General features: G+C 55.1%; 20 protein-coding genes. 17 read left to right on the forward strand and 3 right to left on the reverse strand.

Annotated elements, in window-relative coordinates:
* Window positions 1-58 precede the first annotated feature (58 nt).
* The 8 genes from glmM (at window position 59) to ABWV33_RS21830 (ending at window position 10,611) form a co-directional block, all read left to right on the forward strand.
* Window positions 59-1,429, forward strand: coding sequence for a phosphoglucosamine mutase (gene glmM, locus ABWV33_RS21795; RefSeq protein WP_121996678.1), 1,371 nt, complete (start codon window positions 59-61; stop codon window positions 1,427-1,429).
* Window positions 1,430-1,611: 182 nt separating this feature from the next.
* Complete coding sequence (locus ABWV33_RS21800) at window positions 1,612-3,486, forward strand: polysaccharide biosynthesis protein (protein ID WP_113823025.1); 1,875 nt, start codon at window positions 1,612-1,614, stop codon at window positions 3,484-3,486.
* A 164-nt stretch (window positions 3,487-3,650) separates the two neighbouring features.
* Window positions 3,651-5,816 carry a YjbH domain-containing protein gene (locus ABWV33_RS21805; RefSeq protein ID WP_121996676.1) on the forward strand — a complete coding sequence of 722 codons (2,166 nt, stop codon included), beginning with the start codon at window positions 3,651-3,653 and terminating at the stop codon, window positions 5,814-5,816.
* A gap of 8 nt (window positions 5,817-5,824) precedes the next feature.
* Window positions 5,825-6,493 (forward strand): YjbF family lipoprotein, encoded by a 669-nt coding sequence (locus ABWV33_RS21810; RefSeq protein ID WP_353333783.1) that lies wholly within the window; start codon window positions 5,825-5,827, stop codon window positions 6,491-6,493.
* A 110-nt stretch (window positions 6,494-6,603) separates the two neighbouring features.
* Window positions 6,604-6,960 (forward strand): hypothetical protein, encoded by a 357-nt coding sequence (locus ABWV33_RS21815; protein ID WP_353333785.1) that lies wholly within the window; start codon window positions 6,604-6,606, stop codon window positions 6,958-6,960.
* 176 nt (window positions 6,961-7,136) lie between these two features.
* Window positions 7,137-8,258, forward strand: coding sequence for a GDP-mannose 4,6-dehydratase (gene gmd, locus ABWV33_RS21820; protein ID WP_353333787.1), 1,122 nt, complete (start codon window positions 7,137-7,139; stop codon window positions 8,256-8,258).
* 5 nt (window positions 8,259-8,263) lie between these two features.
* The gene (gene fcl / locus ABWV33_RS21825) at window positions 8,264-9,238 is read left to right on the forward strand and encodes a GDP-L-fucose synthase (RefSeq protein WP_353333789.1); all 975 of its coding nucleotides are present in this window, start codon (window positions 8,264-8,266) and stop codon (window positions 9,236-9,238) included.
* Between the two features lie 266 nt (window positions 9,239-9,504).
* On the forward strand, window positions 9,505-10,611 hold the full coding sequence (locus tag ABWV33_RS21830) for a tetratricopeptide repeat protein (protein ID WP_113823019.1): 1,107 nt from the start codon (window positions 9,505-9,507) through the stop codon (window positions 10,609-10,611).
* A 233-nt stretch (window positions 10,612-10,844) separates the two neighbouring features.
* Here ABWV33_RS21830 and ABWV33_RS21835 read toward each other — a convergent pair whose 3' ends face one another.
* Together ABWV33_RS21835 and ABWV33_RS21840 are read right to left on the reverse strand one after the other, a co-directional pair.
* Window positions 10,845-12,503, reverse strand: coding sequence for a CAP domain-containing protein (locus tag ABWV33_RS21835; protein ID WP_113823018.1), 1,659 nt, complete (start codon window positions 12,501-12,503; stop codon window positions 10,845-10,847).
* Between the two features lie 318 nt (window positions 12,504-12,821).
* Window positions 12,822-13,847, reverse strand: coding sequence for a helix-turn-helix transcriptional regulator (locus tag ABWV33_RS21840; protein ID WP_353333791.1), 1,026 nt, complete (start codon window positions 13,845-13,847; stop codon window positions 12,822-12,824).
* A gap of 87 nt (window positions 13,848-13,934) precedes the next feature.
* Here ABWV33_RS21840 and cysD point away from each other — a divergent pair, with 87 nt between their 5' ends.
* From cysD to galU, 9 genes are all read left to right on the forward strand, one after another.
* A complete protein-coding gene (cysD, locus tag ABWV33_RS21845; protein WP_353333793.1) occupies window positions 13,935-14,840 on the forward strand; it encodes a sulfate adenylyltransferase subunit CysD in 906 nt (301 codons plus the stop codon).
* A 47-nt stretch (window positions 14,841-14,887) separates the two neighbouring features.
* On the forward strand, window positions 14,888-16,795 hold the full coding sequence (gene cysN / locus ABWV33_RS21850; protein WP_353333795.1) for a sulfate adenylyltransferase subunit CysN: 1,908 nt from the start codon (window positions 14,888-14,890) through the stop codon (window positions 16,793-16,795).
* Between the two features lie 183 nt (window positions 16,796-16,978).
* Window positions 16,979-17,539, forward strand: coding sequence for a dTDP-4-dehydrorhamnose 3,5-epimerase (rfbC, locus tag ABWV33_RS21855; protein ID WP_353333797.1), 561 nt, complete (start codon window positions 16,979-16,981; stop codon window positions 17,537-17,539).
* The gene (gene rfbB / locus ABWV33_RS21860; RefSeq protein ID WP_353333799.1) at window positions 17,536-18,576 is read left to right on the forward strand and encodes a dTDP-glucose 4,6-dehydratase; all 1,041 of its coding nucleotides are present in this window, start codon (window positions 17,536-17,538) and stop codon (window positions 18,574-18,576) included. Before rfbC ends, rfbB begins: the two co-directional genes overlap by 4 nt.
* Window positions 18,577-18,665: 89 nt before the next feature.
* The gene (locus tag ABWV33_RS21865) at window positions 18,666-19,400 is read left to right on the forward strand and encodes a class I SAM-dependent methyltransferase (RefSeq protein WP_353333801.1); all 735 of its coding nucleotides are present in this window, start codon (window positions 18,666-18,668) and stop codon (window positions 19,398-19,400) included.
* 50 nt (window positions 19,401-19,450) lie between these two features.
* Complete coding sequence (gene rfbD / locus ABWV33_RS21870) at window positions 19,451-20,296, forward strand: dTDP-4-dehydrorhamnose reductase (RefSeq protein WP_353333803.1); 846 nt, start codon at window positions 19,451-19,453, stop codon at window positions 20,294-20,296.
* Window positions 20,293-21,165 carry a glucose-1-phosphate thymidylyltransferase RfbA gene (gene rfbA, locus ABWV33_RS21875; protein ID WP_121996665.1) on the forward strand — a complete coding sequence of 291 codons (873 nt, stop codon included), beginning with the start codon at window positions 20,293-20,295 and terminating at the stop codon, window positions 21,163-21,165. The genes rfbD and rfbA overlap by 4 nt, the downstream gene beginning before the upstream one ends.
* Complete coding sequence (locus tag ABWV33_RS21880) at window positions 21,162-22,415, forward strand: glycosyltransferase family 4 protein (RefSeq protein ID WP_353333805.1); 1,254 nt, start codon at window positions 21,162-21,164, stop codon at window positions 22,413-22,415. Before rfbA ends, ABWV33_RS21880 begins: the two co-directional genes overlap by 4 nt.
* 134 nt (window positions 22,416-22,549) lie before the next feature.
* Window positions 22,550-23,443 carry a UTP--glucose-1-phosphate uridylyltransferase GalU gene (galU, locus tag ABWV33_RS21885; protein WP_113823008.1) on the forward strand — a complete coding sequence of 298 codons (894 nt, stop codon included), beginning with the start codon at window positions 22,550-22,552 and terminating at the stop codon, window positions 23,441-23,443.
* A 430-nt stretch (window positions 23,444-23,873) separates the two neighbouring features.
* Here galU and ABWV33_RS21890 read toward each other — a convergent pair.
* Window positions 23,874-26,199: VCBS domain-containing protein (locus tag ABWV33_RS21890; RefSeq protein ID WP_353333807.1), on the reverse strand; the 2,326-nt coding region annotated here is incomplete at its 5' end.

Below are 26,199 nucleotides of genomic sequence, written 5' to 3' on the forward strand. Positions count from 1 at the left end.
AATACTCCATCTATTGAGGCAGGCTTTTTCTTAAGGCTTGTAGAAAAGGATTTTTAAAATGACCCGAAAAATTTTTGGGACAGATGGCGTACGAGGGCGAGCTAATGTTCACCCGATGACTGCCAGCAATATTGTTCAACTTGCAACTGCAGTTGGTCGCTATTTCGGCCAGGATCAAAAACGCCACCGTGTTGTTATTGGGAAAGACACGCGCCGGTCTTGCTACATGTTGGAGAACGCACTGACTGCTGGATTTACCTCAGCAGGTATGGATGTGTTCGCGCTCGGCCCGATGCCGACGCCTGCGGTCGGCAGACTTACCCATTCAATGCGCGCTGATATTGGGGTGATGATTTCTGCCTCGCATAACCCGCATTATGATAATGGAATTAAGTTTTTTGGCCCAGATGGATACAAATTAAGTGATGGCGCTGAAGCCGCGATCGAAAATTTGATGGATACTGAGATCGAACCGGTCGATGCGGTAGATATTGGCCGGGTGACACAGCTGAGCGACGCAGCCAGCCGCTATGTTGAATATGTCAAAACCACTCTGGCAGATCGGGTTCGCTTAAACGGGCTGAAAGTGGTTCTGGATTGCGCCAATGGGGCTGCATACAAAGCCGCGCCTCAGGTGCTTTGGGAGCTGGGTGCTGAAGTGATCCCGATTGGGGTTAATCCAAACGGATACAACATTAACGATGGCTGTGGTTCGACCGCGCCTGATCGCGCGGCGATTGCAGTTTTGGAAAACAAGGCTGACGTCGGGATTTGTTTGGACGGTGACGCGGATCGCATTTCGATCATTGACGAAACCGGTGCCGTTGCAGATGGCGATCAGATCATGGCGCTGCTGGCGACAGATTGGGCCCGCCAAGGCCGGCTGAATAATAACATGCTGGTGGCTACGGTAATGTCCAACCTCGGGTTGGAACGTCACCTCAACCGTCACGGCGTCGGGCTTCAGCGGACCCCCGTAGGGGATCGCTACGTGGTTCAGGCCATGCGGGCCGGAGGCTATAACATGGGCGGTGAGCAATCTGGTCACATCGTGATGACAGATTATTCTACCACCGGTGACGGGCTGGTTGCGGGATTGCAGTTTCTGGCGCAGCTGCGTGAAAGCGGCCGTAAGGCGAGCGAGCTGTGTAATCAGTTCGAGCCGGTGCCGCAGTTGCTTAAGAGCATTAACATCACCCGTGGGACAGCACCGCTGGAAATGCCTGCAGTACAAGCCGTCATTGCTGATGGGAATGCACGTCTTAAAGACAAGGGTCGGTTGTTGATCCGGAAATCGGGCACTGAACCGTTGATCCGGGTGATGGGCGAGAGCGAGGATGAAGGGCTGTTGACTGGGGTCATTCAGCAAATCGTCACCGAGATCGAAGCTGTGACCTTCAAACCACAGCCCTTGTCGGCTATCGGCTAAAACGATCTATGACCTTATGCGGTCTCCTCTTGGGGGGCCGCGTGGGGCTTCACGTGGTCGGGGCAGATCCCAACTGCGTTTCTCATCTTGGTACCGTTTAGAGGGCCCCTTTTTCTAAAGGGTTGATGCCTCTATTTTTTCGCGTATAGAGTGTAACCTCTTTGCTGGGAACGATACCTAAGATGTTCCAATTTTTACGCATTCTGTCTCGTCGACAAAAAGTGTGTATTTTTCTGACCATCGATTTATCGCTGCTCCCGGTAGCGTTGCTGTTTACGTATGCCGTACAGTCTTTGCCGGGGCCGGCCTTTGACACCTTGTTGGCGACCGCGCCGGTTCTTCCCTATCTGTTGGTAATTGGTGCAGCGGTGTCGCTGTGGCTTGGTTTGCCGTGGATACAACTGAACGCATATGAATATCGGGCCATCGCTCTGACCGGGGTGTACAGTAGTTTGATGGCGGTGGCGGCCGGTGGATTGGCTTGGGTGAGTGGCTCGTCGCTGCCGGGCGGCACTTACGTTATCTTTGGGATCTGTTACTTCCTGTTTCAGGTCGCAAGCCGTGCGTTGCTTTACCAGATCGTGGTGGGCTTGTACCGTCGGGCGCAGCCGCTCCGCCGCGTGTTGGTTTATGGGGCCGGGGCCACAGGGGTACAGTTGGTGCAGGCGTTGAAATCGCACGAACAGATCGACCCGGTGGCCTTTGTCGATGATAACCCCTCGCTGCAGGGTGTTATATTGGCAGGTGTGCCGGTCTATCCCCCCGCGCGGATTGCCGAACTGGTTGAGAGCCGCAAGGTGCGTCGGGTGCTGCTGGCGATGCCTTCGCAGAGCAGGCCAAAACAGGTCAAGATTATTCGCCGCCTCCAGAATATGGGGTTGGAGGTGCAGGCTTTGCCGTCGTTTGCGCAGTTGATCGGCGAAGAAGCCTTGGTGGACAAGCTGACGCCGGTGCCATCAAAAAATTTCTTGGGACGTCCTGTGCGCAATGTCGAACTGGCGGAAGCCAGTGATTGTTATAGTGGGCGGACGGTGTTGATCTCAGGGGCGGGCGGCACGATCGGAGCGGAACTCTGTCGTCAGGTTCTCGCCTGTGGCCCAACGAGATTGGTGCTGTTCGAGCTGAGCGAACTGGCTCTGTACAACATGATGTTGGAACTGGAAGCGTTGGCCGAAGAGCAAGGGACCACTCTGGTACCGGTGTTGGGGTCGATCACTGACCCGCGCCGGGTGCGTCAGGTTCTTGAAGACGAGAAGGTACAGGTGGTCTTACATGCGGCGGCCTATAAACACGTACCGTTGGTCGAGGCCAATCCGCTGACCGGCTTGGCGAACAATGTTCTTGGCACCCGCACGCTGGCGGTTGAATCGGCGAATGCCGGGGTCGAACGCTTTATTCTGATTTCATCGGACAAGGCGGTCCGGCCAACCAACGTGATGGGCGCATCCAAGCGTTTGGCCGAATTTATGCTTCAGGATCTGGCCAGCAACCGCCAAGGCACGATTTTCGCCATAGTGCGGTTTGGCAATGTTCTGGGTTCATCGGGATCCGTGGTGCCGTTATTCCAAGAACAGATTAGCCGCGGTGGGCCGGTGACGGTCACCGATCCTGAGGTCAAACGATATTTCATGACCATTTCTGAGGCGGTACAACTGGTGTTGAAGGCCGGGTACGAAGCTAAGGGGAATGAAGTTTTCGTGCTGGAGATGGGCGCGTTGATGTCGATCCTGCAGTTGGCTCGGCAGGTGATTGCCAGTGCCGGCTATACCGTGCGGGATGAAGAAAATCCCGATGGCGATATCGAGATCCAGTTTATCGGTCTGCGTCCCGGTGAGAAAATGGAAGAAGAACTGACCCTGAGCGATGACCTGCTTCCAACCCCCCATCAAAAGATCTTTTATGCTCGCGAGGCGCGGTTGTCCGAAATCGAGGTCGCGTCGATCTTGCGTGGATTGCGTCAGGCGCTGGCTGCGGGAGACGTATCTGCGGCCCGCGCAGTGATCCGGCGTTGGGTCGAAGGTTGTGAAGATTGGGACGCGGAACGCAAGAGTTCCTAACCGCGTCAGACCGGGTCAATGTGATTGCAGTGTTTGCGCCACAGCCGAGGAAATGTAAGCTGTCTGCATTGATCTGGTTCAGCGTAGTGTGGTCTAACGACCTCATTGTTTTGACGTGAATGCGGGTACAATTGGGCACCCACAGACAAAAGACAGGATTTAAGATGCGGTTAGTCGCAGTATTGGCCGGGTTCCTTACGCTTGGTGTTGGAACTGTACATGCCCAGAGTGCGATCTTGTCGGAGACACAAGAACCTCAGTACAAGCCGCTTCCGCCTCCCTCTCTAAACTTCTATGGCTCGCCAGGTCTGGTCGATATGCCCACGGGCGAAATGATGCCAGAAGGTCAGTTCAGCTCGGCCCTCTCTTACTTTGGCGGTCAGACCCGTGTGACGCTGTCGTTCCAGCCAACAGAATGGATGTCTGCCAGCTTTCGCTATAATGGGATCCAGAACTGGAACCTGCGCGGTTTCCCCACCTATTATGATCGGGGTTTTGATGTGCGTTTCCGTCTGTTTAAGGAAACGCGGCGCTTCCCCAGCATCGTTCTAGGCCTGCAGGATTTCGCGGGCACCGGCATTTATGCTTCGGAATATTTCGTGGCGACGAAAACCTTTGAGACCCCGGCGGTGTGGAACGCTCGCCTGCCCGGCAAGTTGAAGATTTCAGCAGGTATCGGTTGGGGCCGGTTAGGGTCTCATGGCAGCATTGGTAGCTTTGGCACCCGCCCAAGCTTCAACTCCGGTAATACCGGGGGCCAGATATCGTATGATCAGTGGTTCCGAGGTCCGTTTGCGCCCTTTGGCGGGGTCGAGTGGCAGGCGACTGACCGGCTCGGCTTCAAAATGGAATATTCCTCGGATGCCTATGTGCCCGAGACGCAGGATACTTCGGTTTTTGTGCGCAAGTCATCGTTCAACTTTGGTGTCGAATATCAAGCCACCCCGCGCACACGGCTCGGGGCATACTATCTATACGGCTCTGAACTTGGTTTCAGCGCTCAGATTCAGTTAAGCCCCTATTTCCCGCAGGGGAATCCAATCACACCCGCCCCCTATCCGGTGCAGGTGCGCCCGGATCGCAGCAGCAACCCGGAAGCTTGGCAAACGACCTGGACGGAGAGCGCGGGCGCCCCGGCGACCCTGCGTGACTCGCTGGCTCCGGTGTTGGAAAATGATGGTCTGATCTTAGAAGCTTTGGATGTCAGTGCCCACACTGCCGAACTGCAATTCCGCAATCGGCGGTACCGTTCAAATGCCGTTGCCATTGGGCGCGCTGCGCGCTGGATGGCACGGATTTTGCCGGCCTCGATCGAGACTTTCCGGCTGGTGCCAGTGAGCCGGGGGTTGCCCTTGTCAGCGGTTGTGATCCGTCGGTCAGACCTTGAAGTGCTGGAATACGGGCCCAACAGCAGCCAGGCGATGTTGGCGTTGGTTGGGTTTGAAGATGCCAAACCCCTGTCAGCGAACGCAGTGAAAGGTAAGGACCTTTATCCCGATTTCAGCTGGTCGGTGGCGCCCTATTTCACGCCAGGTTATTTTGATCCGGTTCAACCTTTCCGGATTGATGTTGGTGTCGAGGTGGGGGGAACCTATCAGCCAGCACCAGGTTGGGTGGTCTCGGGCAAGATGCGCCAACGCATTGCGGGCAACTTGGAAGATGGGCGAGTGGCGTCCTCAAATTTACCGCCTGTGCGAACCGATCAGGCGCTTTATGCGCAGTATAGTACAACCTTGAACCAGCTCTATCTTGCGCGCTATTGGCGACCGGGTAAGGATCTCTATGCCCGAGCGACAGCGGGCTATTTTGAATATGGCTATGGGGGCCTGTCTACCGAGGTGCTGTGGAAGCCCGTCAGCAGTCGGGTGGCGCTGGGGGTTGAAGCAAACTATGCGATCAAACGGGACTATGACCAACGTCTGGGGTTCCAAGATTACAAGGTCTTTACCGGACATGCCTCGGCCTATCTGGATATGAACAATGGCTTTGCTGCGCAGTTGGATGTGGGGCGTTATCTGGCTGGTGATTATGGTGCGACCTTCTCGTTGGACCGGGTCTTTAATAATGGATGGTCGGTTGGCGGTTTCTTTACTCTGACCAATGTGTCCGCCGAGGATTTTGGCGAAGGCTCCTTTGATAAAGGGATCCGCTTTTCCATGCCGCTGCGTTGGTTCCTGGGGAAACCTAGTCGTAAATCATTGGGAACGGTCATTCGCCCTATTCAGCGAGATGGTGGCGCACGGGTGAGTGTACCGGGGCGTTTGTACGGACCGGTTCGCGAGGCTCATCGCAAGGCAATGAGCGATCAATGGACGAGGTTCTGGGAATGAGGCGGCAGATGTGGAAGTGGGCACTCGTACCCGTGCTGATGCTGATGGGATGTGCTGGTGGCAATGAAGTTGCGCCGCTTCAGGTTGAGATATTCCGGGCCGGACAAGAGACGATTGCAGCCAAACGCGCGGGAAAAGCAGCTAAACCTAAGCCTCTGAGCCGGGCTCAGATCGAAGCCTTGGATTTAACGATCATGGAAGTCACGATCGAAAATCGTGATGTCGTGGGTTATGTCACACTTAACACAGAGGTGGATGATACCCTGCCAGGGCGTGTGCAGGTCTGGCGCACGACGGATAATATTAGCCTGGCTATGCGCAATGGTGTGCTCATTTTCACACGTGGATTTGGTGGCGACCTTCAATCCAGCAAAGTGGAAGTTGCAAACGCACGACTAGGCCCATCTCAAGGCGCGATGGTGCATATGATTCGTGCTTCAGATGATCGCGAAGTTCCCTTTTCGCTCGAATGTGACGTTGTGGATCTGGGTGTCGAAACCATTGAAGTGCTTGAATACAAATATTCTACGCGCCATGTGCAGCAGCAATGTGCCGCCAGCAGCGGTCAGGTGATTAATGATTACTGGATCGATGTAAATGGTGGTATGATTTGGCAATCTCGTCAGTGGGCGGGTCCTTTTATCGGATACCTGCGGTTCCGGCGCTTAACCAAATAAGAATGTTATTCGAGGCCGTTGCTTTGAAAGATAATTCGCTATAGACCACATTGTAAGTAGATATGCTTTAGGCTACTCTTCGACCAAGTTCAGTCAAAAGGGGTTTGATTATGAAAAATGTAATTACCGCATGCGTAAGCGCAGCAATGCTCGTGTCTTCTACAACTTTTGCTTTCTCGGCAGTAGATGAACAGGCAATGAAAGATGCTCGCGAAAGAAATATTTGTGAGAAGTACGCCAAACAAAACAACAAAGTTTTGGGTATTTTGGTGAGCGCTGAATACAAGATCCACAACGGCGTAAACACGCTTTACGTTAAGTGTTCGGATGATGATGTCGCAGGTGCTGGGCTTGCCGGTCTGGGTACCGGTGGTGCAGTAGCACTCGGTGCTGGTGTTCTCTTGCTGGCAGCCGTGCTGGGCGATGATGATGAAGCCGTCACCACCACCACCACCACGAGCAACTAAGCTTTTTGTACCTCTTACAGAGTACAGTTTGAAACAGGCCCCAGTGTGGGCCTGTTTTTCTTTGTCTGACTATGTGTTCTAGGATTGCCGGTTGCCTCTGGGTCGAGACGGACGGTATGACCAGATTCTGAACAGGGTTCCAAAGTGGGGCGCGCGCGTAAAACGGGGTGGATCGCATGACGAAAACGGCGCTAATTACCGGAGTTACCGGGCAGGACGGATCATATCTGGCAGAGTTCTTGCTGGAAAAGGGTTATGAGGTACATGGTATCAAACGCCGCTCGTCCCTGTTCAACACGCAGCGGGTCGATCACATCTACGAAGATCCCCACACCGACCATGCCAAGTTCAAGCTGCATTATGGTGATTTGACCGATACCTCGAACCTGACCCGCATCCTGCAAGAAGTGCAACCTGACGAGGTGTATAATCTTGGCGCGCAGTCCCATGTGGCTGTCAGCTTTGAAGCACCCGAATACACGGCGGATGTGGATGCCATGGGCACGCTGCGCCTGCTCGAAGCGATCCGGTTTCTGGGGCTGGAAAAGAAAACCCGGTTTTATCAGGCGTCGACTTCGGAATTGTATGGTCTGGTGCAGGAAACGCCACAGACCGAAAAGACCCCGTTTCATCCGCGCAGCCCCTATGCAGTAGCCAAGATGTACGCTTATTGGATCACAGTGAACTACCGCGAAGCCTATGGCATGTATGCCTGCAACGGCATTCTGTTCAACCACGAGAGCCCGCGGCGTGGTGAGACATTTGTGACCCGTAAGATTACCCGCGGTCTGGCCAACATCGGTCAGGGCCTCGAAGATTGTCTCTATATGGGCAATATCGATGCGCTGCGCGACTGGGGCCATGCCAAAGACTACGTACGTATGCAGTGGATGATGTTGCAGCAGGACGCACCCGAAGATTTCGTCATCGCCACCGGCGTGCAGTATTCGGTGCGCCAGTTCATCCAATGGTCCGCCGCCGAACTGGGTATTACCCTGCGGTTCGAGGGCACAGGTCTGGACGAGCAAGCTATCGTAGACAGCATCGAAGGCGACGCAGCCCCTGCCTTGAAGCCGGGGGACGTGGTGATGCGCATTGATCCGCGTTATTTCCGCCCGGCCGAGGTGGAGACGCTGTTGGGGGATCCCTCCAAGGCTAAGGCGGATCTGGGCTGGACGCCTGAGATTACCGTGCAAGAGATGTGCGCCGAAATGGTGCGCGAAGATCTTATCACCGCCAAGCGGCACGCCCTGCTGAAAGAGCACGGCATGGATGTGCCTGTCTCTATCGAAGGGTAAGTCCCATGAAAATCTATGTGGCAGGCCATCGCGGCATGGTCGGCGGCGCGATCCTGCGCCAGTTGCAAGGGCGACAGGCCGGTGGCCAAGAGATTGAGCTGATCACGCGGACAAGTTCCGAATTGGATCTGACCGACCAGAGCGCCGTGCGCGGTTTCATGGAAGAAGAAGGCCCTGATCAGGTCATTCTGGCGGCGGCTAGGGTGGGCGGCATTGTTGCCAACAACAGCTATCCGGCGCAGTTTATCTATGAAAACCTGATGATCGAATGCAACGTGATCCATCAGGCCCATGCGGCCGGTGTACAGAGCTTGTTGCAATTGGGCAGCTCGTGTATTTATCCCAAGATGGCAGATCAGCCGATGGCTGAGGATGCGCTGTTGACCGGCACATTAGAGCCTACAAATGAGCCTTACGCGATCGCCAAGATTGCCGGTATCAAGCTGTGTGAAAGCTATAACCGACAGTACGGACGTGACTATCGCTCGGTGATGCCGACGAACCTGTATGGTCCGGGTGATAACTTTCACCCTGAAAACTCTCATGTGTTGCCAGCACTGATGCGCCGGTTCCATGAGGCGGCGCGCGATGGGCAGGACGAAGTGGTGATTTGGGGATCAGGCACACCAATGCGAGAGTTCCTGCACGTGGATGACATGGCGGCGGCCTCGCTGTTTGTGATGAATTTGGACGATGCGACATACGCATCTGAAACAGACCCCATGTTGAGCCATATCAATGTGGGATCGGGCACCGATGTAACCATTCGCGAGTTGGCTGAAACGGTGGCGCGGGTGACTGGGTTCACCGGACAACTTGGCTTTGACACCTCAAAGCCCGATGGGGCACCCCGTAAATTGATGGATGTCACTCGTCTGGCACGTTTGGGGTGGCAGGCGTCAATTGGCTTGGAGGCTGGGGTGCGACAAACTTATGATTGGTTCCTCGCTCAAGACACTGCAAGGCTGCGACAAAAATAGCGCCTACCCATGTTGCTCTTATTAAGGGCGGAAGAGGTGAAAGATTGATCCTTGCAACGGCGTTATGGTGTAATGTGTCTACACAAACGGTACAGAATTATGCGTAGTATTGCTTGGAAAGGCTTGCCTTGAAGCCTTATGCACCTTGGTTTTTGGCTGTTTTACAGACCACCATATGGGGCTGTTGACGTCAGCAAATTTTTTGGCCCTAAATACTCGCATTTTTAAGCCGTATCACTTTTTGACCTATTTGATTGGAGACTATTATGACTGCTGCTTTCCAGTTTTTGGAAAACCCGTCTTCGAAGAAGCTGATTATCTTGTTTTCGGACCCTTCAGCCTATGACATGTGGGGCTTAGAGGCACATCTGCGCAAGGCCGCAAATGTTCTGGTGATCCGAGTTAACGAAAAAACCTGGTATCAGAATGGCGTACCTGGACTCGGCAAGAGTCTGGAAGAGACGATATCGAGCATCACCACTTGGCAGAAGAACCATAAAATTTCCAAAACCTATTGTTTGGGTCAGTCCGTTGGAGGATATGGCGCATTACTCTTTGCTGGCTTTCTTGATGCCAAGGGCATGGCTTTTGGCGGCGAAACGGTACTTGGGGTGCCACATGGCCTGTATGTGCGCCGCGCCAACAAGGCAATGCAGATCACCCATGGTAATCTGAGCGCAATGTTCCGTCGCGGCATCAATGCCACTCATATTGTTGGTGAACGAGATCCGGTCAGCCTATATTGCGCCGCGCAATCCACCGAGGTGCCCCGGTTGAAAGTGACAACATTGCAGCGCGTTGGCACGCAGGTGGCCCAGGAGCTCCATGCGCAGGGCGTACTGACTCGGCTGTTGACTAGCTGGCTGCAAGGCACACGGTTGGCGGGGTTACCTGCTGTGGGAATGGGGCTGACATCTGATAGGTTCGCAAGCAATTTCTATGTCGGATGGTGTAAGCTGCGGGAAAAGAATTACGAAACGGCCGTCGACTATCTGACCTTGGCGGCACAGGCTTATCCTGAGCATGACGCAGTTCGTCTGCATTTGGGGCGGGCGTATCATTCTCTTGGTGCACATCAAGAAGCGCTGGCTCAGTTTACGGCCACTCACGAGATGGCTCCGCAAGCGGACGCGCTGAACGGTATTGGCGTTTCCCTGCGTATGATCGGAGATATTCTGCAGGCCAGACAAAAGCACCAAGAGGTGATCACGAGCTGGCCAGAGGATGCAGCGGGCTGGTACAATCTGGGTCTGTGTGATTTGAACTTAGGGCAAAAAAACGTGGCGCTTGTACACTTCCGTCGCGCCGCTGAACTAGACCCCAAAAACAAGAGTTATGCAGCGAGGGTCAAGGCACTAGAGGCCAAGATGTGAACTGCAACTCAAGGACGTATGTCACAGTTTCAATTGTCTAAGGACCATTTCAGGTGCCTATCTCTGGCTTTAAAATGCTGAGGTTGTGATACACTGAGATGGTCAGGTTGTTTAAGTGACAATTACTAAGGCGAGTGGTGATGCTTGCACCTTTTACTTGTGTCCTGATCCGAGATTGTTACGCACAATTGCAGTTATGGATACTTGGCACAGATTTCTGTGACACTACCTTGTCAAGCAATCGGAAGGTCCCAGATGTTGGCCGTTTCATCGGCGAACTGGAAATATTCGACATTCACCAGATCGTCCACGCCATCTGCACCGGACACGGTTACCTCGGTGGCCGTGGTCCGCGTTAATGTGTAGTCAGCCCGATTGCCGGAAAACAGAGCGTAATCCGAGCCCGCGCCGCCGTCGATTGTATCGTCGCCTGCGCCTCCTTTGAGATAATCCACACCGCCGTAGCCGAACAGAAAATCATCGCCATCCAGACCTGAGAGCTGGTTGCGCCCGTTGTTGCCGGTCAACCGGTCATCAAACTGCGTGCCCACCAGGTTTTCGATCTCAAAATAAAGATCCCGCGCCGCATCGCCCTGAGTGCCATATCCGGACTCTTGCCCATCGACGCGTGCGCCGTTGCGCAGGCTGGCCGTTACTGCGGCGCCTGACATGAAATAGGTCACGGTATCCAACCCATCCCCGCCAAAATAGCGTTCGCGCCCGCCCGCGCTGCCCACGAACCAGTCATAATCACCCAAGCCCCGGAAATCGTTCTGCTGGCCGTCGCCGTAAAACACATCTTGTCGCCCTGAGCCGGTCACGCGTTCGACGCTGGTCATCGTCAAGCCTGCAGCCAGATTGGTGTTGTTGGATGGGTCGGCCAGATCCACCAAAACCCCCGTCGCCTGTGCGCCGGTGGGCGGTGCCCCATCTGTCGAAAACGGGTCTGAAATCACATTCCGAGCGCTGTTGGTCCATTCGACAAAGCTGACCATGTCCTGTCCGGTGCCGCCGTCCAGCGTATCGTTGCCCGTGGTGGCCACAAACCAATCGTAATCGCCTGCGCCACGCAGGTGATTGGCGCCATCGTCACCCCGGATGTAGTCGGCGAAAATTGTGCCTGTGATGCGCTCGACGTTGTTCAGCGTGACCTGCTCTGAATTATCGTGATTGTGTGCAGTACCCGCACCCAAATCGATGGTTAGGCGGAACTGCACATTGGTGCGACCGGGCGCGTCGGGTAAATCGACGAAAGACACCATGTCATTGCCGGCCCCCCCATCGATCGTATCGTTGCCGCCACCTGGCGTGATCCAATCCGATCCACCCCCTGCAGAAATCTGCTCGGAGACGAGAGAGCCATCGACATTCTCGGCACTGTCTGTCCCAACAATACGCGCGCCCTGTCCCCCGTTGAGATCATCCAGATCTACAGTGCCTTCTGTCCGCCCAAAGTTCTGGGTCACAACGACTGAATGCCCTGTCTGACCATTCGCATAAGTAAAGGCGCCAACTTCGATTCCGATCCCCACATATTGCAGGTTTTCCTTGAGAATATTCGCGCGATGGTCCGGGCTATTCATTAGGCTGGCATGCAAATCTTGGACATCGTCGGCATATCCTTCGACCCCACGAGCCGTTTGAATTGCAAGGTTTTCGGCTGTCCCCCAATTACCTGATAAATCAAAACCAGCAGCCTCAATACGCTGTCTCGAGGTCGTGTTATTGATACCGGTATGGGAAAATATATTGTTTTCTAGCATCCACTTGGAATGCGCCTCAGCGGATTCGTTTAGATTTGTCTCGAGTGAGAGCCGGGATAAAGAGCGAGAAGAGCGTTCCTGATTGATAAGCTCCAACATGGAAAGTTCTAACTGATTGGCATAGGTCATCTAGAAGGGCATTCCTTTGGCAGGCTTTAAGGCGGTCAGTTTGCAAGACATCTTATCGACTGTAATTGGGCCAAAATTACGACACATGAAAGGCGGGTGCTAGACCCCTGAGAAAACCAGCAAAATTTTGCTGGGGTTGCATGAAATCATGCTTCATTCCTGAAAAATTAGTTAAATATCAACGCACTAAATCTTTGCGAGCTTGGCCTGAGTCCTGAGTTTTCTCTGCGTGTCAGATTGGGCTTAGAGCAGGTTGAAATTTTTCCATTACGTTGCAAGAGAGGTGATCCGCTGCAGTGCCCCTAGGCCGTCCCATTCTCAAAGCCAAATGGGACTGTTTAGCATTTCTCGCAGCACACCGGTTTGCCCGGTCACATCCATCCGCGCAAAAATCTTTTTGGAACAGCTGCGGGTGGTCTCTATTGTCCAGCCAAGTTCGGATGCAGCCTCTTTAAGGCTGCGCCCATCACACAGCAGCGCTGCAAGGCTGGCTTCGCTGCGGCTCAGGCCAAAGTAATCCGCAAGAGTTTGCACCGAAAGTGATCCCGCCGATGGCGCGCGACGCAGGATGCCAGAGATCACCGGTTCGCCCTGCCAGTTCCCTTGTGACAGCAACAGATGCAGGGTGGGGTCGCTCGCAAATTTGACGGGCACCTTTGCCTCTGCGTTGCCTGTGACGGCCGTGAAGGCGGCATTGAACGCCTGCGCACTGTCGGGATCCATGATCGTGAGCCATCCGTTGGCCACCGTGCCGAAACAGGGGCTTGCCTCAATCAGGTCCCGTGCGGTTGGCGACAGATCGACAATACTTTTCGAGGCATTGAACACGATGGTTCCCACCCCAAGGCGATCACAGAGGGCCTGGTTTTGCGCCGCCTGCGCGCGCGCGTCATGCAGCATAAGCCATGTTGTCATAGCCTGCCCAAGGTAGGGGGTCAGGGCGGACAGTTGCGCACCGACGATGGCCCGGAAATCCTGCTGCCCATGGCCGAGGGTCACACAGACGTGCCCCACAGAGCGCACCGCACATTTCACGGTCCTGAGGGCGCGCATGTCTTTGGCGGCGCCGGGCAGGTCAATTTGCGAATAGACTCGGTCGCTGCGCATGGATTGCAGGGTTACCGGGCTTGGCATGTCCAGTGTCCCGATGTGCCAGTGGTGGGTTTTACCGGATTTCAAAACCAGCTGAACAGCGGCTGCATCTGCATGCGTCACCGCGCAAAGGCAAGTTAAGAACCCCACCCAAGGCACGTCGGGGCCGGTGGGTTCGCTTGGATCCGAGGTCTCGGAGGAGGCTGAAAAAAGCGCCTTGAGGAGTTCAATTTCGTCAAAAGTACTGGCCATGGTATCAATTTACCCCCCATTTGGGGGGCTATCCAGCACAAAATCACCGTTAAATGACTATGAACGCCTCACAACAAAGACATTCACATGACAACTCATTCTCTGACCCACCTTCAGCGACTGGAAGCTGAAAGCATCCACATCCTGCGCGAAGTTGTTGCCGAAGCCGAAAACCCGGTCATGCTTTATAGCGTCGGCAAGGACAGCGCGGTTATGCTGCATCTGGCCAAAAAGGCATTTTACCCCGCCCCGCCGCCGTTTCCGCTGCTGCATGTCGATACGACCTGGAAATTCAGCGACATGTATGCGCTGCGTGACAAGGCAGCCCGGGATGCGGGGATGGATCTGTTGGTCTATCAAAACCCCGAAGCACAGGAAAAAGGGATCAACCCCTTTGACCATGGCGCGTTGCATACCGACATGTGGAAAACCGAAGGCCTGAAACAGGCATTGGACCTGCACGGATTTGACGTGGCCTTTGGCGGGGCACGCCGTGACGAAGAAAAATCGCGCGCCAAAGAGCGGGTGTTCTCGTTCCGCTCAGCCAATCACCGCTGGGACCCCAAAAGCCAGCGCCCCGAACTTTGGCGGCTGTACAACACGCGCAAAGCCAAAGGCGAAAGCGTGCGGGTGTTTCCGATCTCAAACTGGACCGAGCTTGATATCTGGCAATACATCCACCTTGAGGGGATCGATATCGTACCGCTCTACCTGTCGGCAGAGCGCCCGACCGTTGAACGTGATGGGCTGCTTTTGATGGTGGATGATGACCGCTTTCTGTTGCGCCCGGGCGAAGAGCCAGAGATGAAGTCGATCCGGTTCCGCACGTTGGGCTGTTACCCGTTGACTGGCGCGGTCGAAAGCACCGCCACAACCCTGCCAGAGGTGATTCAGGAAATGTTACTGACCACCACCTCTGAACGGCAGGGGCGCGCGATTGATCATGATCAGGCCGCCTCTATGGAGAAGAAAAAGCAGGAAGGCTATTTCTGAGCCCCGCTTTTTGTGGACCCCCTTTTACACCCAAGCAGGTGACCCGAATGACGACGCAAGACCCTATTTATAAGACTGACGCCCTGATTGCCGAAAACATCGACGCATATCTGGAGGCGCATCAACATAAGACCATGCTCCGCTTTATCACCTGCGGTTCGGTGGATGATGGAAAATCCACGCTGATCGGGCGCCTGCTCTATGACAGCAAGATGATCTTTGAGGACCAGCTCGCCACGCTCGAGGCTGACAGCAAACGCGTCGGCACCCAAGGCGGTGAGATCGATTTTGCCCTGTTGGTTGACGGGCTGGCAGCAGAACGCGAACAAGGCATCACCATTGATGTCGCCTATCGCTTCTTTGCCACCGAAAAACGCAAATTCATTGTCGCCGATACGCCGGGCCACGAACAGTACACCCGCAACATGGTGACGGGGGCCTCGACCGCGGATCTGGCCGTGATCCTGATTGATGCCCGCAAGGGGATCCTGACCCAGACCCGCCGCCACAGCTATCTGGCCCATCTGCTGGGGATCCGTCACATCGTTCTGGCGGTGAACAAGATGGATCTGGTGGATTACGATCAGGCCACCTTTGATCAGATCGTCGAAGACTATCGTGCCTTTGCCACCAGCATTGGGATTTCAGATTTCACGGCGATCCCGATTTCTGGCTACAAGGGCGACAACATCACCGGTCTCAGTGACAACACACCTTGGTATCAGGGCAGGGCGCTGCTGCCGCATCTGGAACAGGTCGAAGTGGATACCACATCGGATCTGGATCAACCGTTCCGCCTGCCGGTCCAGTGGGTGAACCGTCCCAATCTTGATTTTCGCGGCTTTGCTGGTCCCGTCGTCAGTGGCTCGGTCCGGCCCGGTGACAAGGTGCGGGTGCTGCCATCGGGTAAGACCTCGACCATTGACCGGATCGTGCATCTGGACGGGGATCGCGATCAGGCCAGTGCCGGCGAGTCGGTGACCGTGACCTTGGCGGATGAAATCGATTGTTCACGCGGGCAGGTGATTGTGGCGGCTCAGGCCCCGCTTGAAGTGGCGGATCAGTTTGAAAGCACGCTGGTCTGGATGGACGAGGTGCCCCTGTTACCGGGTCGGGCCTATTGGCTCAAAATCGGGGCGCAAACCGTATCGGCTACCGTGCACGAGCCAAAATACGAGGTGAACGTCAACACGCAGGAACATCTGGCGGCCAAGGCGTTGGATCTGAACGCGATTGGTGTGGCCAATGTAACCACAGATCGTGAAATTCCTTTTGCACCTTATGCTGAAAACAAGGATCTGGGCGGCTTCATTCTGATTGACAAGATCACCAACCATACGGTTGCGGCCGGGATGATCAATTTTGCCTTGCGCCGAGCCCAGAACATCCATTGGCAGGCTACGGATATCAGCCGTGAACATCACGCCCTCACAAAGAACCAGAAACCGGCGACCCTGTGGCTAACTGGCCTGTCGGGATCGGGCAAATCAACGATCGCAAACGTTGTCGAGAAAAAGCTGGCGCGGATGAACCGCCATACCTTCCTGTTGGATGGAGACAACGTGCGGCACGGGTTGAACAAGGATCTGGGCTTTACCGAGGCCGATCGGGTGGAAAACATCCGTCGTGTGGGTGAGGTGGCCAAGCTGATGACCGATGCAGGGTTGATCGTGATCACTGCGTTCATCTCGCCGTTCCGCAGCGAACGCGACATGGTGCGCGGCATGATGCAGCCGGGCGAATTCATCGAGGTGTTCGTCGACACCCCGTTGGAAGTGGCCGAAGAACGGGATGTCAAAGGGCTCTATGCCAAGGCGCGGACCGGTCAACTCAAGAACTTTACCGGGATAGACTCGCCTTATGAAAGCCCGGAAAACCCGGAGCTGCGGATAGATACAACGGCAATGACCCCCGAAGAAGCGGCGGATTTGATCATTGCAAGATTGATCCCATGATGTGATCTGAGCCGGATTGTGGGGGGACCCTTCTCAGTCCGGCTGACATCCCCATAGAGCCAGTGCCGTGCTCCGAATGACTCAGGGTGCTGAGCAAGGTGCACAAGACCTCAAAGAACAGTGACATTGCCCACCCGGGCTTGCTAAAGGTTCGGGTAAAAATTGCGAAGAGGTGATGCGAGCATGCAGGTTGAACAGACTGCGGTGCCGGGGGTGTTGGTGCTGACACCGACCCGGTTTGGAGACGCACGTGGGTTCTTTAGCGAAAGCTGGAACAGGCAGCGGATGGCTGAGCATGGCATTGATCTGGAGTTTGTGCAGGACAATCATTCCTTATCAGCAGTAGTGGGCACCGTGCGCGGGCTGCATTTTCAGGCGCCCCCGCACGCGCAGGACAAGCTGGTGCGCTGCGGGCAGGGGGCGCTGTTTGATGTGGCGGTCGATATTCGCAAAGGGTCCCCCACCTATGGCCATTGGGTCGGGGTTGAACTGAGTGCCGAGAACGGCAAGCAGCTTTTGGTGCCCAAAGGGTTTTTGCATGGCTTCATCACCACACAGCCCAACACCGAAATTTGCTACAAGTGTACGGATTATTATGCGCCCGACTGTGATGGCGCCGTGCGCTGGGACAGCTGTGGCATCGACTGGGGGGGTGAGGGCACGCCGATCCTGTCCGACAAGGACGCGATCGCACCCGCTCTGGCTGATTTCAACAGCCCGTTTGTGTGGGAGGGCGCGCCATGAAACTGATCGTGACCGGCGGTGCCGGATTCATCGGATCTGCGGTGGTGCGTCAGGCTGTGGCAGCCGGGCATCAGGTGGTGAACCTAGATGCGTTGACCTATGCAGCCTGCCTTGAGAACGTAGCCAGTGTGGCAGATTCCCCCAATTACGCCTTTGTAGAGGCTGATATTTGCGACCGGGCCACCATGGATGCGATCCTAGCTGACCGCAAACCAGATGCCATCATGCATCTGGCCGCCGAGTCTCATGTCGACCGATCCATCGACGGGCCGGGTACCTTTATAGAAACCAACATCACTGGCACTTACACTTTGCTCGAAGCCACACGCGCCTATTGGGTGGGGCAGGGCAGACCCGAGGGCTTTCGTTTTCATCACATTTCCACGGATGAAGTGTACGGCTCGCTTGGCGCCACGGGGCAGTTCACCGAGGACACCCCTTATGATCCGCGCTCTCCCTATTCGGCCAGTAAGGCAGCCAGCGATCATCTGGTGCGCGCCTGGGCCGAAACCTATGGGTTGCCGGTGGTGCTGACCAATTGCTCTAACAACTACGGCCCCTATCATTTCCCCGAAAAGCTGATCCCGGTGGTGATCCTGAACGCGCTGGCCGGAAAAGCCCTGCCGATCTATGGCGATGGATCGAATGTGCGCGACTGGCTCTATGTCGAAGATCATGCCGATGCTTTGCTGACGGTGCTGCAACAGGGGACGGTGGGCCGTTCTTATAATATCGGTGGCGAGAACGAGTGCTCCAACCTTGAATTGGTGCGGACCATCTGCGGTATCCTTGACCGTTTGCAACCCGGACCTGCGCCGTATGCGGACCTGATCACCTTTGTCACTGATCGTCCGGGCCACGACGCGCGGTATGCCATCGATCCGACCCGTATTCGTAATGAATTGGGCTGGCGGCCCTCGGTTACCGTCGAAGAGGGGTTGGAGAAAACTGTGAAGTGGTATCTTGAGAACGAAGTCTGGTGGCGTGCGCTGCAGACCCGCGAAGGCGTTGGAAAACGATTGGGGCAGGGCGGATGACCCGTTCGCTGCATGTGTCTGGAATTGAATGCAGGAACATGCTTTTTAGAGGGTAAAATTAATTCAAATGAGCGAGTAGAGGCGCGACCATGCAAGTAATTGAAGAATTTGAAGCCGACCTGCGCGCATTTGATGCCGTTTATGAACAGTGGAAGCTGAAAAACCCCGAGCGCGGGTTTTCCTATTTCAATACAAGACGCATCGCGAATGGGGTAAAGGCCGGGCGGATCCACGACACTCTGGGAGCCAACCTGAAGGGAGAACAGGATTGGTGGAGCCATGGGCGTGGAGATTTTGAAAAGTTTCTGCCGCATGATTTACCGAAAACAGCAAAGGTATGCGAAATCGGCTGCGGATCTTTACGCGTGGGGGCACATTTCATCAAGCGGCAGGATCCGGGATGCTATTTCGGGCTGGATGTGATCAGCGCGTTTTATCAGATCGGGCTTGAGATTATTGGACCACTCAAAGCAGAAAAGAAACCCAGGTTTGGCGTCTTTGAAAACCGGACGCAGATGGCCGCAGACTGGGCCCCTGATCTGGTGTTTTCAAATGCGGTTGCCCTGCATGTCCATCCCGAAGACGAGCAGGCTCATTTTGCGATGCTTAAAACGCTGGCCGCGAAAAAAGGTGCGCGCGTGATGATGCAGGTTCATGTGGCAGATGCTCCGTTCCGGTTCGGGCGCTCGGGCTGGGCGCGAACGCTTGACCAATACCGCAGCCTGATGGCCCCCTTTGAGCTTGTTCAGATCAGTCCGGACAAAACTTGGGAAACGCCACTGCATAGGATCGAGGCCAAAGTTCTAACATTCAAGGCACCCTAAGGCATGAATCCGATCACACAGCTTGGGCAACCAAAGCGGAGGAGATGCAGATGACCATTCTGGTCTTTGGTAGAACTGGCCAAGTAGCGCAAGAGTTAGCAACGTATGACGGTGTGATCAGTCTGGATCGAGCGGCGGCGGACCTTGAAGTTCCAAGCGCTTGTGCGGCTGTGATTGCGGCTCATGCGCCTGCGGCGGTGATCAATGCGGCGGCCTATACGGCTGTTGATAAGGCCGAAGAAGATGAGCCGCGCGCCACCATGATCAATGGGGAAACCCCTGGCGCAATGGCACGGGCTTGTGCTGATTTGGGCATCCCATTCGTCTCTATTTCGACGGATTATGTGTTTTCCGGGGAGGGAGAGATACCTTGGATGCCCGAGGATTCGACAGGTCCGCTGGGGGCTTATGGGCGTTCTAAGCTGGCCGGAGAACAGGCTATTCAGGCGGCTGGCGGGGCTTATGCCATCCTGCGCACATCCTGGGTAGTGTCGGCAAATGGCACTAATTTTGTGAAAACCATGCTGCGGCTCGGGGCCGAACGAGATGCGCTGACGATTGTGGCGGATCAGATTGGCGGCCCGACGCCGGCGCGGGATATAGCGGCGGCCTGCATGACAATGGTAGCGCAGCTGGCGACAGATCCATCCAAGGCGGGCATCTATCATTTTGCCGGGGGGCCCAATGTAAGCTGGGCAGATTTCGCGCGCCAGATCTTTTCTTTGGCTGACCTGACCTGCGCCGTAAGCGATATTCCGAGCAGCGACTATCCGACTCCGGCGACGCGGCCGCTGAATTCGCGGCTCGATTGCACCGCATTAGAGACTGTTTTTGGTATTCCACGCCCTGATTGGCGCGTTGGATTGAAGGATATTGTAAAAGAGGTAATGGGATGACGCAGCGCAAGGGTATTATTTTGGCAGGAGGCTCTGGCACCCGGCTGTATCCGATCACCATGGCGGTCTCTAAGCAACTGCTGCCTCTCTATGACAAACCGATGATCTATTATCCGCTGAGCGTATTGATGCTTGCAGGCATTCGCGAGATCTGTGTGATCACCACACCGCAGGATCAAGATCAGTTCAAGCGCACCTTGGGGGATGGCAGCCAATGGGGGGTCGAACTGACCTATGTGGTACAGCCCAGCCCCGATGGCCTGGCGCAGGCCTTTATCCTAGCCGAAGAATTTCTGGCGGGGGCGCCGTCGGCACTGGTGCTGGGGGATAATGTGTTTTTTGGTCATGGCTTGCCAAAGCTACTGGCAGCAGCAGATGGCCACGCCACGGGCGGGACCGTATTTGGCTATCACGTGTCTGATCCCGAACGCTATGGTGTGGTGGCGTTTGACGACGCAGGCCGTGCGCAGCAGATTATTGAAAAGCCAGAGGTACCGCCCTCGAACTACGCAGTGACCGGGCTTTACTTTCTTGATGGCAGCGCGCCCGAGCGGGCGCGGCAGGTGAAAGCCTCGGCCCGTGGCGAGCTTGAGATCACCGATCTGTTGCAGATGTATCTGGACGAGGGAGGGTTGCGTGTTGAAACCATGGGGCGCGGCTATGCCTGGCTAGACACCGGCACCCATGGCAGCCTGCTGGATGCTGGCAATTTTGTACGCACGCTGGAACAGCGGCAGGGCTTGCAGACGGGCTGTCCCGAAGAGATCGCCTTTGAGGCCGGGTGGATCACGCGCGAACAGTTGCGTGCGCGGGCGGAGATGTTCGCCAAAAATGCCTATGGGCGGTATCTGGCACGGTTGCTGACATGAAGTTGCTGATCGTTCATCAAAACATGCCAGGGCAATACCGAGAGTTGGTGCAATGGCTGGTGGCGCAGGGCGGGCACGAGATCGTATTTTTGACTCAGCGACAGAATGCACCGCGTATCGCGGGGGTTCATACCGTTGTCTATGCAGCTCATCATACGGCCAGTGAAAAGGCCTATGGGCTATCCAAGGTTTGGGAAACGGCGGCGGGGTCCGGTTTCGGTGCGGCGATGGCAGCGCGAGATCTGGAACGCAGTCACGGATTTCGCCCGGATCTGATCTTGGGGCACACCGGTTGGGGTGAGTTGACCTTTTTCAAGGACATCTGGCCCGATGTCCCAATTCTCGGGTTCTTTGAATATTACTACAACATGACAGGCGGCCTGGTGGGTTTTGACCCTGCAGAACCCATTTCGGACCACACGCCATTTTTGATGCGCGCGCGCAATACAGTGCCCTGTCTAAATATACAGAGTGTGGACATGGGACATGTGCCTACCTATTGGCAGCGTGATGTGTTCCCAGCCAGCTTTCATGACAAGATGTACGTCTGTCACGATGGCATCCGCACCGACCTGTTGCAGGCAGATCCAAATGTATCGCTGACATTGGGGCGGTTGGAAAAGTCGCTAACGCGCGAGGATGAGGTGTTTACCTACCTGGCGCGCAATCTGGAACACGCGCGCGGGTTTCATATATTTATGCGGGCGTTGCCCAAAATTCTTGCTGAACGCCCCAAGGCGCGGGTTCTCGTACTTGGTGGAGAAGAGGTTTCGTATGGGCGCAGCAGCAAGCATCCCAAGGGACTGCGGGGCGAGATGGAAGATGAGGTCGGCGCTGATCTGGATTGGAGCCGGGTGCATTTTTTGGGCCGGGTGCCGTACTCGGATTTTTGTAAGATCATTCAACTGAGCCAATGTCACATCTACCTGACCATGCCGTTCGTGCTCAGCTGGTCAGCGCTTGAAGCAATGGCGATGCAAGCCACCGTTGTCAGTTCGGATGTGGCTCCCGTCCGCGAGGCGATCACGCATGGCGAAACTGGGCTGTTAGTAGACTTTTTTGACCCTGTTGCACTGGCAGATCAGGTGGTGGATGTGCTCGCCAACCCACAAGCTTATACCCATTTGGGTCCGGCTGCGCGGGCATCAGTCATTGCTCGGTATGACTTTATGACGAGATGTTTGCCAGAGCATGTGCAGCAAATGAACGCATTGGTGCCCAATGCGTGCCACATACAAATGCCATCATGAGCAAAGCATGATCAGATTTTTGTCAGGTGACTGTAAGATCATTGATCGAGTGTTGCTTTCGCGCGTATATCAAGGATGCGCGACGTAACATCGTCGATAGACGAGCAGACATAACAAGTATTTAAGGACCAGCCATGACACGTAAAGTCACCAAGGCGATTTTCCCCGTTGCCGGACTTGGAACCCGGTTTTTACCTGCGACCAAATCCGTTCCTAAGGAAATCATGACATTGGTTGACCGGCCGTTGGTGCAATACGCCATCGACGAGGCCCGCGCTGCAGGTATCAAGGAATTCATTTTTGTGACTTCACGTGGCAAAGGGGCGCTTGAGGACTATTTCGACCATTCGCCTATTTTGGAGCAAGAGCTGCGCAAGAAGGGCAAAACCGAACTTCTGGATACGCTTAAGAAAACCAACATGGACAGCGGTGCAATCGCTTATATTCGCCAGCACAAAGCGCTTGGTCTGGGGCATGCGGTCTGGTGCGCGCGGCGTCTGATTGGCAACGAACCGTTTGTGGTGATGTTGCCAGATGATGTGATCGCAGCTGAAAAACCCTGCTTGCAGCAGATGGTTGAAGCCTACGCAGAAACAGGTGGTAATATGGTCGCTGCAATGGAAGTACCGCCAGAAAAATCCAGCTCGTACGGGATGTTGGACGTTGGCGAAGATAGGGGATCGGTGGTTTCCGTCAAAGGTATGATTGAAAAACCCAGCGCCGCTGAGGCTCCGTCAAATCTAGCGGTGATTGGGCGTTACGTTCTCGCGCCGTCGGTATTAAAAAACCTGAACAAGATGAAATCGGGCGCAGGTGGCGAAATCCAGCTGACCGATGCCATCGCCGAAGACATTAACAATGGCAACCCTGTCTACGGTTATCGTTTCCAGGGGCAACGGTTTGATTGCGGCTCGAAGGCGGGTTTCTTGCAGGCAACGGTTGCCTTTGCTCTGGCACGGGATGACTTGCGCGACGACCTGAGCCGGTATCTGGGGAATCTCTCTCCGGCGCTGAATGCTGCAGAATAAAGCAACTCCTTTGTGCACTGGCATTGCCTTGAATAGATGGATGAGATCAGTACAAAAAAGGTAAATCCAATCCCTTTATTCAGGTAACAAATATGTTGTTCTTTCTGGTTGGGCTCTATCATTTGATAGCCTAGCTGAATTCTGTCCGCTGGTGGATCACGACATATTGGACGGGGATCAGATTTACTTTTCAAGGGTAACGTCAACGCGCTGCGCTGAGCCGGGCGCAAGTGATCCGCATCGGCCGGGCTCTCTCTCTGCACATTGCACATCGCTCACTCAGATTGTCGCGAAATGACGTGATCTTACCGAGGTTGGATGATGAGGTATTCCATACAACCTAAACCGTACCCAACACAGTATATGACCCATAACAAAACGGCACCGCCCAGTTGGGGGTGCCGTTTCCTGTTTTCGGTGATCTTACAAATCAGAGGATGGTGAAGTCGTCCTCTGTCAGCGCCAGCATGGCATCCAGGCTTGCAAACTGAATGGCGTCCACACCTCCCAGACCATCACTGTCATAAGACAACGCACCTGTTGTGGTGTTGAAGATGACGAAGTCATCAGCGTCCTGCGCAAGACCTGCGGCATTTGCAGCAAACTGGCTGGCCTGCAATGTACCGGACGACAACGAGGCAAAGATGAAGCTATCCAAATGGATGGTATCGTCAGCAACATCGTAACCGGTGATTGTATCGACGTTGGTCGCCGCATTCAGTTCAGTATTGAACACAAATGTATCCTCACCAGCAGCCCCGTCCAAGCTGTCGTTGCCGCCACCGCCATTGATGAAGTTTTCACCCGCCGATCCCGTCAATACATCCGCAAAGTCAGATCCGATCAGACTTTCAATCGAGGTGAACACATCCCCTGCAGCATCCCCGGTTGAGCCAGTGCCTGCTCCAAGATCAGCCGCCACACCGGCTGCTGCAGTGGCATAGCTGGCCGTATCACGCCCAGAGCCACCGTTCAGATTGTCGGCTCCTGTGCCGCCAATCAGCGTGTCATTGCCATTGTGTCCACGCAAAAGATCGTTATCCGCGCCGCCACTAAGCAAGTTCCTCGCGTCGTTACCGTAGATGTAGTCGTTGAACGCTGAGCCGGTGATGTTCTCGATCGAGGTGAAGGTATCGCCATCTGCATCCCCAACTCGACCTTCGCTAATTCTCAGGTCGAGATTGATCCGAGAGGCAGCACCTGAATAATCCGCAGTATCAATACCACCGCCACCATTCAGGTCATCAGCCCCAGCGCCACCGATCAGTGTGTCATTGCCGCTGTGACCTCTCAGACGGTCCGCGCCAACACCACCATCAATTCGGTTGTCGGCATTGTCACCATATACATAGTCATCAAATGCCGAGCCGATGATGTTCTCTACAGAGATAAAGCTATCCCCGAGAGCATCGCCAGAGGTTCCGAGAGCTGAGCGAAGGTCAAGATTGACCCGTGCACCGGCCGATGAATAGTCAGCCGTATCAATACCACTTCCGCCATTCAAGGTATCTGAGCCAGCACCGCCCACTAGGGTGTCATTGCCGCTACCACCTTCGATGGAATTGACAGCGGAGGACCCGACCAGGAGGTCGTCAAAGTCAGATCCGATTAGGCTTTCAATCGAGGTGAACGTATCCCCTGCAGCATCACCCACTGAACCGGTGCCTGCCCCAAGATCAACGGCCACACCAGTCGCCGCCGTGGCATAGCTGGCCGTATCACGCCCAGAGCCACCGTTCAGATTGTCGGCTCCTGTGCCCCCAATCAGCGTGTCATTGCCATTGTGCCCGCGCAGAAGATCGTTATCCGCACCGCCACTGATCACGTTTGCAGCATTGTCGCCGTAGATATAGTCGTTGAACGCCGAACCGATGATATTTTCGATGGAGCTCAACGTATCGCCCGCGGCGTCCCCAACCGTCCCTGCGTTGTTTCTCAGGTCGAGATTGATCCGGGACCCTGCCGATGAATAGTCCGCTGTATCAATGCCAGTGCCGCCGTCCAAAGTATCGGCTCCAACGCCACCGATCAGGGTGTCGTTGCCACCTTCACCCAAGAGGGCGTCAAGTCCAAGTCCACCTGTGAACTGATCCGCAAATGTGCCACCGACCAACCGGCGCCCAGCATTATCTGCAGTGACAACTTCGGCGGTGCCATTGTCCAGAACGTTCAGTGTGACAACCGTCTGGCTCGTCAGGACACCATCGCTGATCTGAACCGTAACATCATGCGATGTGTTCTGTTCGAAATCGAGGGCCAGACCATCTGCAACAGTAATCTCGCCGCTTGTGTTGTCGGCGATTTGGAACCGGCCACCCGCATCATCAAGCAACGTGAAGGTGAACGATGAGCTGTCAGGATCAACAGCCGTAACCGTAGTGACAACCGTACCATTCGCGGCGAACTCTGTGACCGTGCGCGACGCTGCAATACCGGCAGTCGGAGTATCCGATGTCCCCGTGATTGTGATGGACACGACCTGTGATGTGCCATCCTCCGACAAGACGGTGAATTGATCTGACAGAGGTTCCCCATCTGACAGGGCATCGACCGTTGGGTTGGTTTCATCCACCGTAAAGACCCAAAGACCGCCCGTTGAAACAGTAAACGTCCCGTAGCCATTATCACTGACACCCGCGAGGTTCTCCTGGAAGAGATCATCAGTATCATCAACATCTGAAGCGCTCAATTGTCCTGTGGCAATTGTGGTTCCAGATTCAGAGACATTTGCGGAAGTTACCCCGGTGATGACTGCA

The sequence above is a fragment of the Phaeobacter sp. NW0010-22 genome (assembly GCF_040365955.1).
Classification (GTDB): domain Bacteria; phylum Pseudomonadota; class Alphaproteobacteria; order Rhodobacterales; family Rhodobacteraceae; genus OMPR01.